The organism is Arthrobacter crystallopoietes, assembly GCF_017603825.1.
GTDB classification, from domain to species: Bacteria; Actinomycetota; Actinomycetes; order Actinomycetales; family Micrococcaceae; genus Crystallibacter; species Crystallibacter crystallopoietes_B.
This window is the reverse complement of sequence record NZ_CP072014.1, coordinates 1295605-1308823: the sequence shown is the minus strand read 5'-3', so window position 1 is coordinate 1308823 and position 13219 is coordinate 1295605. Positions and strand designations below refer to the sequence as shown.

The 13219-nt window shown below is 64.7% G+C and carries 11 protein-coding genes; 5 read left to right on the top strand and 6 right to left on the bottom strand.

Annotated elements, in window-relative coordinates; translation table 11 throughout:
• Nucleotides 1–204: 204 nt before the first annotated feature.
• The gene (locus tag J5251_RS06065; protein ID WP_208575509.1) at nt 205–1575 is read left to right on the top strand and encodes an FAD-binding oxidoreductase; all 1371 of its coding nucleotides are present in this window, start codon (nt 205–207) and stop codon (nt 1573–1575) included.
• Nucleotides 1576–1651: 76 nt separating this feature from the next.
• On the opposite strand, the gene J5251_RS06060 is transcribed toward J5251_RS06065, so the two are convergent.
• Nucleotides 1652–2815, bottom strand: a complete 1164-nt coding sequence (locus J5251_RS06060; RefSeq protein ID WP_208575508.1) for a cytochrome P450 — start codon at nt 2813–2815, stop codon at nt 1652–1654.
• A 162-nt stretch (nt 2816–2977) separates the two neighbouring features.
• Nucleotides 2978–3625 carry a DNA alkylation repair protein gene (locus J5251_RS06055; protein WP_208575507.1) on the bottom strand — a complete coding sequence of 216 codons (648 nt, stop codon included), beginning with the start codon at nt 3623–3625 and terminating at the stop codon, nt 2978–2980.
• Between the two features lie 79 nt (nt 3626–3704).
• On the opposite strand from J5251_RS06055, the gene J5251_RS06050 reads away from it, so the two are divergent.
• Nucleotides 3705–4460, top strand: coding sequence for a DUF429 domain-containing protein (locus J5251_RS06050; RefSeq protein ID WP_208575506.1), 756 nt, complete (start codon nt 3705–3707; stop codon nt 4458–4460).
• 88 nt (nt 4461–4548) lie between these two features.
• Here J5251_RS06050 and J5251_RS06045 read toward each other — a convergent pair whose 3' ends face one another.
• The 3 genes from J5251_RS06045 to J5251_RS06035 are packed head-to-tail and all read right to left on the bottom strand — an operon-like array spanning nt 4549 to nt 7503.
• Nucleotides 4549–4875, bottom strand: coding sequence for a 2Fe-2S iron-sulfur cluster-binding protein (locus tag J5251_RS06045; RefSeq protein WP_208575505.1), 327 nt, complete (start codon nt 4873–4875; stop codon nt 4549–4551).
• A gap of 18 nt (nt 4876–4893) precedes the next feature.
• Nucleotides 4894–6276: an MFS transporter gene (locus J5251_RS06040; RefSeq protein ID WP_208575504.1), complete on the bottom strand. Its 1383-nt coding sequence runs from the start codon at nt 6274–6276 to the stop codon at nt 4894–4896.
• A gap of 27 nt (nt 6277–6303) precedes the next feature.
• The gene (locus tag J5251_RS06035; protein WP_208575503.1) at nt 6304–7503 is read right to left on the bottom strand and encodes a cytochrome P450; all 1200 of its coding nucleotides are present in this window, start codon (nt 7501–7503) and stop codon (nt 6304–6306) included.
• A 99-nt stretch (nt 7504–7602) separates the two neighbouring features.
• On the opposite strand from J5251_RS06035, the gene J5251_RS06030 reads away from it, so the two are divergent.
• Both J5251_RS06030 and J5251_RS06025 read left to right on the top strand, forming a co-directional pair.
• Entirely contained in the window at nt 7603–8361 is a 759-nt protein-coding gene (locus J5251_RS06030; protein ID WP_208575502.1) for an IclR family transcriptional regulator, read from the top strand.
• 56 nt (nt 8362–8417) lie between these two features.
• Nucleotides 8418–8996: a dihydrofolate reductase family protein gene (locus J5251_RS06025; RefSeq protein ID WP_208575501.1), complete on the top strand. Its 579-nt coding sequence runs from the start codon at nt 8418–8420 to the stop codon at nt 8994–8996.
• Between the two features lie 59 nt (nt 8997–9055).
• Here J5251_RS06025 and J5251_RS06020 read toward each other — a convergent pair whose 3' ends face one another.
• Nucleotides 9056–10975, bottom strand: coding sequence for an FAD-binding monooxygenase (locus tag J5251_RS06020; protein WP_208575500.1), 1920 nt, complete (start codon nt 10973–10975; stop codon nt 9056–9058).
• Between the two features lie 293 nt (nt 10976–11268).
• On the opposite strand from J5251_RS06020, the gene J5251_RS06015 reads away from it, so the two are divergent.
• The gene (locus tag J5251_RS06015; RefSeq protein ID WP_208575499.1) at nt 11269–13170 is read left to right on the top strand and encodes an FAD-binding monooxygenase; all 1902 of its coding nucleotides are present in this window, start codon (nt 11269–11271) and stop codon (nt 13168–13170) included.
• Nucleotides 13171–13219: the final 49 nt, after the last annotated feature.

The window sequence follows — 13219 nt, the reverse complement described above, 5'->3', positions numbered from 1 at the left end:
ACCGTTTTCCGTCAAATAACGACGGCGGTGCCCGGCTGTTGCTTTTGGCCCACTTTGGTGTGCTCCCGTCGTAGGATTTTGCATCATTCGTGCCCATATTGACAGTAGGAGTAGAGAGCGTACCCTCAAGGCATCTAGAGATATCACGGGTGTGCTGAGCTCTCAATGAGGCGCCGACGTCCGGATCACGGAAGGTGCGGTAATATGCCCATCCAGACCCCTTCGCCGCTCAATCCGGCGGCAGTTAACAAGCTGAATTCGGCTCTCCATGGTCAGCTATTCCGTTCCGGAGAAAACGGTTACGACGTCGCACGTAAGGTCTTCAACGCGATGGTCGACCGCCGACCAGCCTTGATCGTCCGCCCAGCTGACGCCGACGATATTCGCCTTGCGGTGTCCTTCGCCCGGGAAAACGACCTCCCTGTCTCCGTTAAAGGAGGCGGCCACAATGTAGCAGGGAGCGCAGTCCTGGACGGCGGGGTGATGCTGGATTGCTCTGGCATGAGGAGCATCCGAGTCGATGCAGATAAGCGGACCGCGCAAGCAGCTGCCGGAGCCCTCCTGGCCGAACTCGACCGCGCCACTCAGGTATATGGACTGGCCACGCCGCTAGGGGTCGTTTCCGTAACTGGCATCGCTGGATTGACTCTCGGCGGCGGCATCGGCTGGATCAACGGTTGCTACGGTCTCGCGTGTGACAACGTGCTCTCCGCCGACATCGTGACTTCGGACGGCGGGTTCCTGACGGCAAGCCCCGATAATCATGCAGACCTCCACTGGGCCATTCGCGGAGGAGGCGGCAACTTCGGCGTGGTGACCTCCTTTACGTACAGTCTGCATCCAGTCGGACAAGTCATGGCCGGAGGGCTCTCATTTCCAGCCGAGCGGACGAAGGAGGTTCTGCAGTTCTATCCCGAATTCGCAGCCTCTTGCCCCGACGAACTCTCGATGTCGGCCAGTCTTGGTCGTGACGATTTGGGCCGCCCCGTCTTTGGAGTGGGCCTCTGCTGGTGCGGCGAGCCCGACGAGGTTAATTCCGCGCTCCGGCCGCTGCGCAGTCTCGGCCCGAACACTGATGCGGTCATGCCGATGGACTATTGCACGCTGCAGAGCTCTCACGATGCAGGTTTTCCGCCGGAACGGTACCACTATTGGAAATCGAGCTTCTTCACCGGACTCACCGACGAGGCCGTCGATGTTCTGCTCCACTTTGCGGCCGAGATGCCGTCACCTGCAAGTGGCATCGGTATGCAGCAACTCCATGGTGCAGCCGCGCGGGTCGATCCCTCGGCCACCGCGTTCCCGCACCGCAAGTCGCAGAGCGAGCTACTCATCCTTTCCCAATGGGCCGATCCTGCGGAAACGGAGAGCAACGTCGCATGGACCCGCGCGCTCTTCAATGCGATGGAACCTTTTGCATCACACGGCGTCTACGTTAACGATCTGGGCGAAGAAGGAGACGATCGGGTGAGGGCCGCCTACGGGGCGAACTACGATCGTCTGGCCGCGGTCAAAGCCATTTACGATCCAGCCAACACATTCCAATCCAACCAGAACATCCGGCCGACGGCGTAGAGCAGCATCTCATGGCAGGCACTGCGCTAGGACTAGGACATGACCGGCCGGCCTGCTCGCGACAGCGGGCGGTAAATCACGCCTGCTGCCAGGAGATCGAGAGCTGCTTCGGGCCAAAGACAATGGTGCTGTCCACCCGTTCCAGCGGCGGCTCAGGCAACACTGTGAGCCCGGGCAGGCGGGAGAGCATCGCCTGCAGCGCGATTCTGGCCTCCAACCGGGCAAGCGGTGCGCCGAGGCAAAAATGGACCCCCTGCCCGAAGGCGAGGTGGTGGAATGGCGGGCGGTCGACGTCGTACTCTTCAGCCCTTTCGAACTGCCGCGGGTCGCGGTTGGCCGAACCGATCCAGGCGATGAGCACGGATCCGGCCGGAATGCGCTGGTCCCCCAGCAGGGTGTCAGCGGCAGCTGCCCGGTACATGGCCTGGACCGGGGAGCGGTAGCGCAGCACCTCCTCGATCGCGTGCGGCAGCAGTTCCGGTTCGGCCAGCAGCCGCTCCACGGTGCCGGGATGTTCGGTGAAGGTCAGGACGGCGTTGCCGATCAGGTTGGTAGTCGTTTCGTTGCCGGCCACGAGGAGCAGGGCGCAGAAGCCGAGCAGTTCGGGGACGGTCAGTTGCTGCCCGTCGATTTCGGCCGCCAGCAAGGCGCTGATCAGGTCGTGCCCCGGGGTACGCCGTCGCTGTTCGATCATGCTCAGGAAATACTCGACCATCTCCCCGTGGAGTGCATGCCCGGATTCCCCCTCATCGCCCGTGACTGTGCTGACGATCGCATCTGACCACAGCTTGAAGCGGTCCCGGTCTTCGGCCGGTATGCCCATCAGTTCGGCGATCACGATCACCGGCAGCGGATAGGCGAACTCCTTGACCAGATCGGCCGTGCCAGCCGAGGCGAAACCGTCCAGCAACTCCTCGGTAATCTCCGCGATGCGCGGGGCCAGCGCTTCCACCGCCTTGGGCGTGAACGCCTGACTGACCAGCGAGCGCAACTTCCGGTGCCGCGGCGGATCCGTGTTGATCAGGCTGGCCGCAAACAGGCGGCCCGTTTCCGACTGATCGTCGTCGGGCCGCTGGGAAGAAAACGTGGCGTGCTCGGACAGGACGCGGTGCACGTCGTCGTACTTGAAAACTTGCCAGATGCCGGTCCGCTCATCATGGAAGACCGGCGCGGTTTCACGCATCGCTTCGTAGTGGGGGTAGGGGTTCATCGACTGCTCGAGGGCCCGAACGTGATCCATGGCTGGCCTTCCTGCTCAGCCCGGCAAACTTCGGCCTGCCCCGGCCGAAGCGCCGGGACGGACCGGCCTTCCGGCCCGATGAGGCCTGATCTTATACCCGCTGCCGCTTCGGTTCCATCAAAAATGTGACCCGGCCAAGGCGGGGAGCACCGCGGCCAGCGGTTACGGCGGCAGCTGAAGCTCCGGCCTGGTTTCCGCCACCTCGGCCAGCACCAGGGCGACGGCTTCGCGAACAACTTCGCCTTCCACGCCAGCGCCCCGGGACTGTTCAAGCAGGACCTTCGCGCGTCGGGCGAACCTGTTCCAGTCCCCTCCGCCCTTCCGGAGAGCCCGCAACGGCGAGAGCACGACAGCGCGACGCAGCCACACGTCGTCGTCCTCCGCCCAGCGGTCCAGCACCGCATCCGCACGGACACGTCGCGGTGCCTCCAGCCCCTCGATCATCGGGCCGATGACGTCCATGGCGAGCGGATCGACCAGAGCAGGTATCCGGGCTGAGCGCACAAAGCCCTCCAGCCGGGTGAGGTCCGAATTGTCCAGCAGCCGGAGGTTGGATTGCAACAAAACGACGACGGCGAGGCGGCGCTCGAACACGGGCACCGCCCACAGCTCGGAGCTCAGGGCGGTGATCTCGTCGTGCGACAGCTTCGGGTAACGCCGTCCGGCGTCGCGGATCGTTCCGCGCACCGCACCTACCGACGCCCCGTAGTAACTCAGGCTGTCGCCGAACCGCCGCTCCCAGTACTCGGCCCGTTCCCACGATGATTCACGCTGGAGAGCAGCGTCCACGAAGTCAGCGGCGTCACTCACTCAAGCGTCCTCCCCTGGTTGTGGATCCATCACTTGCCCGGCCAGCACTGCTTCTACGGGCCACCAATAGAGTAGGCGCATGAAGACCCTCGGTATCGACCTTGCCGCAGATCCGAAGAAAACCGCTGCGGCCGTCCTCGACTGGGTACCGGATGCCGCGCGGCTGACCCACCTGCAGCTCGGCGTCACCGACGAGGATGTCGTTGACCTCTTTACCGAAGCCGATGCCACCGGCGTTGACTGCCCGGTGGGCTGGCCGCAAGCGCTGCTGCCTTTTCTCACAGGCCATCTGCACCGTGACGCGGGTTCCGTGCTCCAGCACGATGGCATTGCTGGCCGCCGCCTCCTCGCCTATCGGGACTGCGACCGGTTCGTCACGAGCATCACCGGCTTGATTCCGCTAAGTGTTTCGGCAGATCGGCTGGCCCATCCCGCCATGCGCTGCGCGGTCATCCAAGCCAAGATTGCCAAGGAACACGGATACCAACCTCTTGATGGATCGGGCCGGCTCATGGAGGTCTATCCGGCGGCTTCCCTCAAACTGTGGCGCGTCGAAGCACGCAAGTACAAAGGTAAGGGAACACCCGAATCAAAGATCCGCCACCTCATTCTGGAGCAACTGGAAGAAGCTGCGCCCTGGCTCAAGCTCGGACCGCATCGGGATGCCTTGATTGCGTCGGATGACCTGCTGGATTCCCTCATCGCATCCCTGACGACCCGCGCCACACTCATTGGAGCAACACTTCGACCGGGCGACGAACACCTCGAAGCAGCACGCCACGAAGGCTGGATCCATCTTCCCAACGGCCCGCTCGGGGAGCTGCTTACCCGCTGAAGGACGATGGCAGCGAAAATACGACGGCGAGCGCTCACCTGAGCGGGCCCTCGCCGTCGTCGTTCGCTCTCTTTACTTATTCGAAGGGTCAGGTCTGGTTGTCCGGCACGTCGACGGCAATTTCTTCCAGCTCCGGCCCTACCTGGATCTGGCAGCCCAGCCGGGACCGGGGGTCGTCACGCGGCTCCGCGGTGCACTCCAGCATCTCGTCCTCGTCGGCGCTGACTTCCGGTAGACCCTCGAGGTATTCGGGGCGGACATAGACGTGGCAGGTGGCGCACATCGCCTGGCCGCCGCATTCACCGACGATCCCGGCGACGCCGTTGGTCACCGCCGCGCGCATCAGCGAGGTTCCCGGGTCAACGTCGAGTACATCCACCGAGCCGTCACCGTGGTTGAAGGTAACTTTTGCCATGATCTTCTCCTCGTATTTTCAGCGCTGCGCGGGCTCTACGGTGTCGGAATGAACCGGGCTGCCCGCCTCGTCCTCGGACAGGCTCCGCTGGTTCGACTCTGGCATGAAGGCCACGGTAACCAGGCTGACCAGGGCAATGACGGACAGGTAGATGATGACCGGAAGCGTGGATTCCCCGCCCACGTACAGGTTCGCCAGCACGATCGGGGTGAAGCCTGCGCCCAGGAGCGTGGCGATCTGGTAGCCCATGGAAGCGCCGGTGTAGCGCGACGAGGTGCCGAACCGCTCCGCGATGAAGGCGGCCATCGGTCCGTAAAGGACGGTCTGCGTCACGATGCCCAGGGTGAAGGCGAGGAAGATCAGTCCGAGGCTTCCGCTGGACAGCAGTCCGAAAACGGCGGGCAGGACGAGAATGAACAGGATGTTTCCCGCGATCATCAGCGGTTTGCGTCCCAGCCGGTCGGAGAGCTTACCCATCAGCAAGGTGGTGGCGATGCTGATGATGCCGGCGCCGGCGAAGGCCAGCATAACTTCGGAGCGTGGCACGCCGGTTGACACTGTGTAGGAGATCGCGAAGGTGGACAGCAGGGTCTGCAACGCGAACGCGGACGTGGCGGCAAGAATGACCGTCACGAGCAGGCCTGGACGGCGCAGCACCTGCAGCAGCGGGACGGTCCGCCGCGTGTCCTTGGTGAGGGCGGCTTTCTCATCAAGCTTGGCCATTGCCTGTTCGAAGACCGGGCTCTCGGAGACCCGGGAGCGGACATAGAGCCCAACGAGCAGCAGTACGAAGGAGAGCAGGAAAGGCACCCGCCAGCCCCAGGACAGGAATGCTTCCTGCGGCAGGGACGAGAAGGCGCTCATAACCAGCAGTCCGAGGACGGAGCCTGTCGGCGCCCCGGCGTTGGTGAACGACGCCGCAAAGCCGCGGGTCTTCGGGTCAGCATGCTCCAATGCCATCAGCGCGGCGCCGCCCCACTCGCCGCCGATGGCGATTCCCTGGATCACGCGCAGCAGCACCAGCAGCACGGCAGCCCAGGCACCGATCAGGTCCGGGCTCGGCACTAGGCCGATGGCCGTGGAGGCCAGTCCCATGATGAGCATGGACAGGACCAGCAGCTTCTTGCGACCCACGCGGTCGCCGAAGTGCCCGAACACAATCCCGCCCAGCGGGCGGGCGACGTAGCCGGCCGCGAATGTTCCGTAGGCAGCGACGACGCCGGCCCACGGTTCAAGCCCGGAGAAGAAGACCGGCCCGAAGACAACGGCAGAAGCTGTGGCGTAGAGCAGGAAGTCGTAGAACTCGATCGTGGTGCCCAGATAGCTGGAAAAGATGACACGACGACGGTCACGGATGGTGGACCGGTCGGTTTGGATGGGAGTGGAACTTGGTGAAGACATCATCGTCCTTCGGATAGGGAGGGTTGATTACCAAATGACAGGGAGGCTGGTCATGCCGCGGAAAACCCAGCCGCCCCAGGTCTCTGCGCGCTCCGGGTCCTGGCGGAGCCCCGGCAGCTCCCGGTACAACATCGGCACCGCGATCTCACCGATGGCTTTCTGCGCGGCCCATTTTCCGGCGCACTGATGCACTCCGCTACCGAAAGCCAGATTGGTTCCGCCGTCCCGGTGGATGTCGAAGGCATCGGGGTTCCGGAACCGGTCGGCATCGCGGTTGGCGGAGGCCAGAATCATGCCGATCTGTGTACCGCCCGGAATGGTGACACCGTGGAGTTCGACGTCGGACGTTGTCTGGCGGGTGATCATCCCGATAGGCGAGAAGTAGCGCACGGCCTCGGTGAAGACCTGCTTCCACAGCTCGGGCCGCGCCAGCACCTCCGCTTTCTGCTCCGGGGCACGCTCAAGCAGCCACACCATGTTGGTGATCATGTGCTGCGGTTCATTCATGCCGCCGGAGATGGTGAGCTTGACGTTGTTGCGGACCTGATCCTCGGCCATCCCGCCTTCAAGCAGCATGGAGGTGATCGAGGGATCCGGCTGACGGCGGAGGCGGGCAATGGTCTCGTCCAGCGCAGCGTCGCATTCCTGGCGGGAACGCTCGCACCGGTCCCAGATTTCCTGCCGGTCCAGCACGTTTCCGGTTCCGGCAATGAAGTCAGTGGACCAACGCGCCAGCTCCAGCGGGTCCACCTGGGGCATGCCCACCATGTCGCACAGGTTCTTCGCGGCCGCGGGGACGGCGTAGTCGGTGTTCAGATCCGCGGCCCCGTTGGCGGAAGAGATCATACGCTCGAGGTACTCCCGGGCGTTGGTTTCAAACCGCTCCGTCCAGACCTCCATGATCTGTTTGGGCCGCAGCGTCCGGTTCATCGGCGAGCGCTCCGCCGCGTGCTCCGGATCGTCCTTGCGGATCAGTGGCCGGCCGCCCATGGCCCGGACCAGGGTTCCGCCGGAGACACTGGAGGAGAAAATCTCGGGATGCTGCTCGCCGAAGGAACACCCCTCAAAACTCGAGATGAGGACCTTCTTGACCGCGGGCGACCAGGCAACCGGCGCCTCCCGCCGCAAACGCTCGTAACTGGGGTACGGATCGCGAGCCAGCTCGGCCGGATCCAGCCAATCAGCGGTGGGCAGGTCCAGCGACGTCGTCGCAGAGGTGATGGTCATGTCCGGCCTTTCGGAAGGGAACGATCTCTTCCGAAAGTATGATGTGAGTCACGTCAGTCGCGACGAGAATTTCGCATCAAACGAAAAATAAGGAATAGCATGGCCAGATCTTCGGGCGGGAAGTCTGCGCTCTCCCGCGCGGTCCGCGTGCTGGAAGCGTTCGACCCGTCCCGCAATGAACTCACGCTGACGCAGGTTGCGGCGCGCGCCGAGCTGCCGATGGCTACCGCACACGGGATCGTCGCCGAACTTGTGGAGCTGGGCCTGCTTGAGCGCCGCGGCCGTGAACTCATCCTGGGTGTCAGGTTGTGGGAGGTCGCTGTCCGTGCGCCCGGGGTTTTCGGCTTGCGCGAAACAGCATTTCCCTATTTGGAGCAGGTGCGGGACCGGCTGCAACAGCACGCCCAACTGGGTATCCTTCAGGGCGGCGAAGTGCTCTACCTCGAACGGTTGTCGGCGCCTGAGTCGGCCATCAACTTCACTGCCGTTGGCGGCCGCATCCCTTGGTACGCGACGTCCAGCGGGCTGGTCCTCGCGGCCAGCGCCAGCCCCGAGGAACTCAGCCAGCTCCTGGCCCTCCCCCGGCAGCACTTCGCCCTTGAACCGCAGGTCAGCAACGCAGACTTCAAGAACCGGCTGGCCAGAGTCAGGCAGGAAGGCCACGCGGTCACCCGCGGTTACATCCACGAGGATTCGACGGCGGTCGCCGTGCCTGTACTGGGCCCGTACGGCCAAGCGGTAGCATCCCTCGCCGTCGTCGTTCCCTCCGAAGGTTTCGCCGTGGAACCTGTCTTGTCAGTGTTGGCTCCGGCTGCGCGTGCCGTGAGCGTGAAGCTGAGGGAAGCGTTCGCTGGCTAAGCATGATTCTGGATCACAATAAGAAGCAGATCGTTGACCGATTCGAGGAGAACATCATGACCGCTACCTACACCTTCGACGTCTTTTCCAGCGTCGACGGCTTCGGCGCCGCCAGCGGCAACTGGACCGGCTACTGGGGCAAGCAAGGCCCGGAGCTGCTCGGTCACCGCCTCGACGTGTATGACGCGGAGCAGCGGATGGTCTTCGGAGCCAACACGTACCGGGCGTTCGCGCGGATGCTGGCCTCGAGCACCGAGGAGTCCGAGGTGCGTGATCCATGGGTCACACGGATGAGGAGCCTGCCGGCAACCGTGGTGTCGACCACGCTGGCGGATCCCCTCGACTGGCCGGACGCTACCGTCGTGAGCGGTGACGCCGTCGACGTCGTGGCCCGGCTCAAGGAGGAATCCAAGGTGCCGTTGCGCTCCCACGGCAGCTTGTCGATGAACCGGGCGCTAATGGCCGCCGGCCTGGTCGACCGTGTCCAGGTGACGCTCTTCCCTGTGATCACCGGTCAGACCGGGCTGGAGCCGATCTTCCAAGGTGCGGCCGACTTCGACCTCGAACTGATCGAGAGCCGGACACTCGACGGCAACATCCAGGAGCTCATCTACCGGCCCACCCTGCATGTCTAAGTCTGCCCTGCACGCTCGTTCCACATCCGTCGGTTCAAGCGATAGGCCCGTCGCCTACGTTATCCGCGCATAACCCCCGCGAAGAAGGACGCCAGTTCCTGGTGTGCGTCCAGCGGCAGGACGTGCGCCACGTACTGGTCCGGGCGGACCACCACCAAGGCCCCCTGCTGGCGGTCGATGCCGCGCAGATCGAAGATATCTTCGCCGGACTTCAGGTCCGGGGTGAAGACCTTTTCGTAGTCGGCCAGGCCGAACGGGCCCTTCTTCGGGAGCAGCAGCTCCGGCACCACGCTGACGTCTAGGTCCCGGTGGCCCTGCTGGAAGACCGCGCGGATATCGAATATGGCATCCGGGTCGGCTCCCTTAGGTGTGAAGCGGCGGACCGGTGAGTCCTCCGACTCGGCGAGGAACCGGAACAGCCGGGCGAAGCGGGAATTCTTGGCCTGCGGAGCGGCGCTGTCCGCGAAGGCGTAGATCCGCCAGCGGCCGTCGGCCTGCGCCACGTGTCCCAGCCCCAGCGGTTTGGCGTCGGCCAAGCGGATGACCGGAGCCGAATGGAACCGCTCGCCGACCGGGAAGCCCTTGGCCAGGTACTCGTAGGAGTCCTCGCCGGTGATCATGGACGGCTGGTAGTCGGTGGCGAAGCCGGCAGTGAAGCGGCCGCCCTCGGTGAAGATCCGCTGCACCTCGGCCGGGTCCATCCCCTGGTCGTCCGGGTTGTCCGGATCCTTCGGCTTGGCCCCCATGGCCGAGGACCACAGCAGGTCGAAGTCAATGAGTTCCCGCGCCACGGCCTGGCGCTCCTCGGTATAGGTGTCCAGCAGCGACTCCGGGCTGCGCCCCTCGAGCACCGCGGCAAGCTTCCAGCCCAGGTTGAAGCCGTCCTGCATGGAGACGTTCATGCCCTGGCCGGCCTTGGCGCTATGCGTGTGGCAGGCGTCGCCGGCGATGAAGACCCGCGGGCTGCGGGTGCCGCGCTCCTCCGGCAGCACGTCGTCGAACCGGTCGGCGATCCGCTGGCCCACTTCGTAGACGGACCACCAAGCGGTGTCCTTCACCTCCAGCGAGTAGGGGTGCAGGACGTTCTGCGCGGTCTCGATGACCTTCTCCTGCGTGAAGCGCTTGCGGGCGTCACGGTCCCCCGGCTCCAGATCGCCCAGGTCCACATACAGCCGGACCAGGTAGCCGCCCTCGCGCGGGATCAGCAGGATGTTGCCGCCGCTGGCGGACTGGATGGCGGCCTTGAACCGGACATCCGGGAAGTCCGTGACCGCGAGGACGTCCATGACGCCCCACGCGTGGTTCCGTGCATCGCCCTTGAGCTCCACGCCGATCGACTTCCGCACGGCACTGCGCGCGCCGTCGCAGCCGACCACATATTTGGCGCGGACCGTGACCTCCCGGGTCCCGCCGTCGTTATTGGTCTGCAGCATCGTCGCCTGCACCGGGTACTCACCGTCAGGATGAACGACGACGTCGGTCACCTCCAGGCCGTAGTGCGGTTCCAGCCGGCTCGGCGACTTGGCCATGTGCTCGAGCAGGTAGTCCTGCATGCGGGCCTGGTTGACGATGACGTGCGGGTACTCGGAGAGCCCGTCGGCCACATCCTGCACCCGGCCGCTGCGGACAATCCCGCTGCGGTCCTGCTCGCCGGGCCGCCAGAACACTGTTTCGTTGACCCAGTACGCCTCGCGTACCAGCTTCTCGGCCAGACCGAACGCGTTGAACATTTCCACCGTGCGGCAAGCAACGCCGTCGGCCTGCCCGAGCTCAAGCGGACCGCCGCGGCGCTCTACCACCATGGTCTTGACACCCGGGAACTCCGACAGCTGGGCGGCCAGCACGGCTCCGGCCGGACCGGTTCCAACAACCAGGACGTCCACTTCCTCCGGAAGCTGGTCGCTGCGGCGTTCCATGCCTGAGGCAGCTGGCCGGAATTCGGGGTCGCCGGGACGGTAGCCGTCTAGGTAAAACTGCATGGTGCTCCTGCTTCGTCGTCAAGGTATTGCCTCCCCTGAACCTAAGACGCGCGCCATTGCCGGGCCCAGCTATTTCTGCCCTGCAGAATGACGCGGCCGGTCTCCCCGGCCTACGCACCGAGTAGCGAGTCGCGGACACTACCCCGCATTCGCCCTTTGGACGAAACAGTAGTTGTTACCTACGTCATGTTTGCCTTACAGTATTTAGACCAAAAGCTATTCGATTATCGAGCGCAACGTTCTAATATCGAACACGACAGGCCGGCAACGGCACAACGAAGTGAGGAAAGCCCGTGCAGTTTCACCACCACGGTTACGTTTCAGGTGACCCGAAAGTCCAGCCGGCTGCCGGCGTCGGCATCGATCGCCCCGCCGAACTGCCGGACGAGGTCGACGTCCTCATTGTGGGCTCCGGGCCGGCAGGCATGCTCGCCGCCGCCCAGCTCGCCCAGTTCCCGAACATCAACACGCGCCTGGTCGAACGTCGCGGCGGACGGCTGGAACTCGGCCAGGCGGACGGTATCCAGGCCCGCAGCGTCGAGACTTTCCAGGCCTTCGGCTTCGCCGAGGAGATCACCGCCGAGGCTTACTGGCTCACGGAGATGAACTTCTGGCGCCCGGACACGGAGAACCCCAAGCACATCGTCCGCGGCGGCCGCGCGCTCGACGACGAGCATGGCGTCAGCGAATTCCGGCACCTGATCGTCAACCAGGCCCGCGTGCTGGACTACTTCGCCGAGTTTGCCCACAACTCCCCGGCACGCCTGAAGCCCGATTACGGCTGGGAGTTCAGCACCTTGGAGGTCACCGACGAGGGCGACTACCCCGTTAAGGTCACCCTGGTACGCAGCGCGGGCCCGGACGAAGGCCAGGAGCGCGTTGTACACGCCAAGTACGTTGTCGGCTGCGACGGCGCCCGCAGCAAGGTCCGTGCCTCCATCGGTTGCACCGTCGCCGGAGACGCGGCCAACCATGCGTGGGGCGTCATGGATGTCCTGGCCAACACCGACTTCCCGGACATCCGCACCAAGTGCGCCATCCAGTCGCATGACGGCGGTTCCATCCTGCTGATCCCCCGCGAAGGCGGCTACCTCTTCCGGATGTACGTCGATCTCGGCGTGGTGCCCGAGAACGACAAGGGTGCGGTGCGCAAGACCTCCATCGAGCAGATCATCGCGAAGGCCAACGAGATCCTGACTCCCTACACCCTCGACGTGAAGAACGTCGCCTGGCACAGTGTTTACGAGGTGGGCCACCGCCTCACCGACAGGTTCGACGACGTGCGCCTTGAGGACCTCGGCACCCGGACCCCGCGCGTCTTCATCACCGGCGACGCCTGCCACACCCACAGCGCCAAGGCCGGCCAGGGCATGAACGTGTCCATGCAGGACGGCTTCAACCTCGCGTGGAAGCTCGGGCATGTGCTGGAAGGCCGCGCTCCGGAGAGCCTGCTGTCCACCTACTCGGCCGAGCGCCAGGTTGTGGCGAAGAACCTCATCGACTTCGACAAGGAATGGTCGACGTTGATGGCGAAGAAGCCCGAAGAGTTCAACTCCCCCTCCGAGCTTGAGGACTTCTACGTCCGCACCGCCGAGTTCCCTGCGGGCTTCATGACCGAGTACGCGCCCTCGATCCTCACCGGCGAGCGGGTCCACCAGGACCTCGCCACCGGGTTCCCCGTCGGCAAGCGTTTCAAGTCCGCCAGGGTCTCACGCGTCTGCGACACGAACCCGCTCCACCTCGGACACTTGGCCACCGCCGACGGCCGCTGGCGCATCTATGTCTTCGCCGACCAGGCGCAGGCCGGAGCAGCCTCGCCGGTCGCCGACTTTGCCGAGTGGCTGAAGAACGCCCCGGACTCGCCGCTCGCGGCTACCCCGGAGGGCGCGGACCTCGACGCGTGGTTCGATGTGAAGGTGGTCTACCAGCAGAAGCACGAAAACGTCGACATCAGTGCGGTGCCCGACGTGTTCAAGCCCCAGGTCGGACCGTTCCAGCTGACCAACCTCGAGAAGGTCTTCGGCGTTGCCAAGGATGAGGACATCTTCGAAGCGCGCGGCCTCGACCGCGGCGGCGTGGTCGTGGTGGTCCGTCCGGATCAGTACGTGGCCAACATCCTGCCGCTGACGGCGACCGCGGAGCTGGCCGAGTTCTTCGCCCCGCTCCTGCGGGCCCGCCAGCTCAAGAAGGCCTAGGCCAGGGATCCTTCCCGGTTGAACAACGACGGCGGGGCGCACCATTCGG

Excerpts from the sequence above, each read along its gene's own strand:
- J5251_RS06065 (WP_208575509.1), top strand. The coding sequence starts at position 205 with ATGCCCATCCAGACCCCTTCGCCGCTCAATCCGGCGGCAGTTAACAAG.
- J5251_RS06060 (WP_208575508.1), bottom strand. The coding sequence starts at position 2,815 with ATGGATCACGTTCGGGCCCTCGAGCAGTCGATGAACCCCTACCCCCAC.
- J5251_RS06050 (WP_208575506.1), top strand. The coding sequence starts at position 3,705 with ATGAAGACCCTCGGTATCGACCTTGCCGCAGATCCGAAGAAAACCGCT.
- J5251_RS06045 (WP_208575505.1), bottom strand. The coding sequence starts at position 4,875 with ATGGCAAAAGTTACCTTCAACCACGGTGACGGCTCGGTGGATGTACTC.
- J5251_RS06040 (WP_208575504.1), bottom strand. The coding sequence starts at position 6,276 with ATGTCTTCACCAAGTTCCACTCCCATCCAAACCGACCGGTCCACCATC.
- J5251_RS06035 (WP_208575503.1), bottom strand. The coding sequence starts at position 7,503 with ATGACCATCACCTCTGCGACGACGTCGCTGGACCTGCCCACCGCTGAT.
- J5251_RS06030 (WP_208575502.1), top strand. The coding sequence starts at position 7,603 with ATGGCCAGATCTTCGGGCGGGAAGTCTGCGCTCTCCCGCGCGGTCCGC.
- J5251_RS06025 (WP_208575501.1), top strand. The coding sequence starts at position 8,418 with ATGACCGCTACCTACACCTTCGACGTCTTTTCCAGCGTCGACGGCTTC.
- J5251_RS06020 (WP_208575500.1), bottom strand. The coding sequence starts at position 10,975 with ATGCAGTTTTACCTAGACGGCTACCGTCCCGGCGACCCCGAATTCCGG.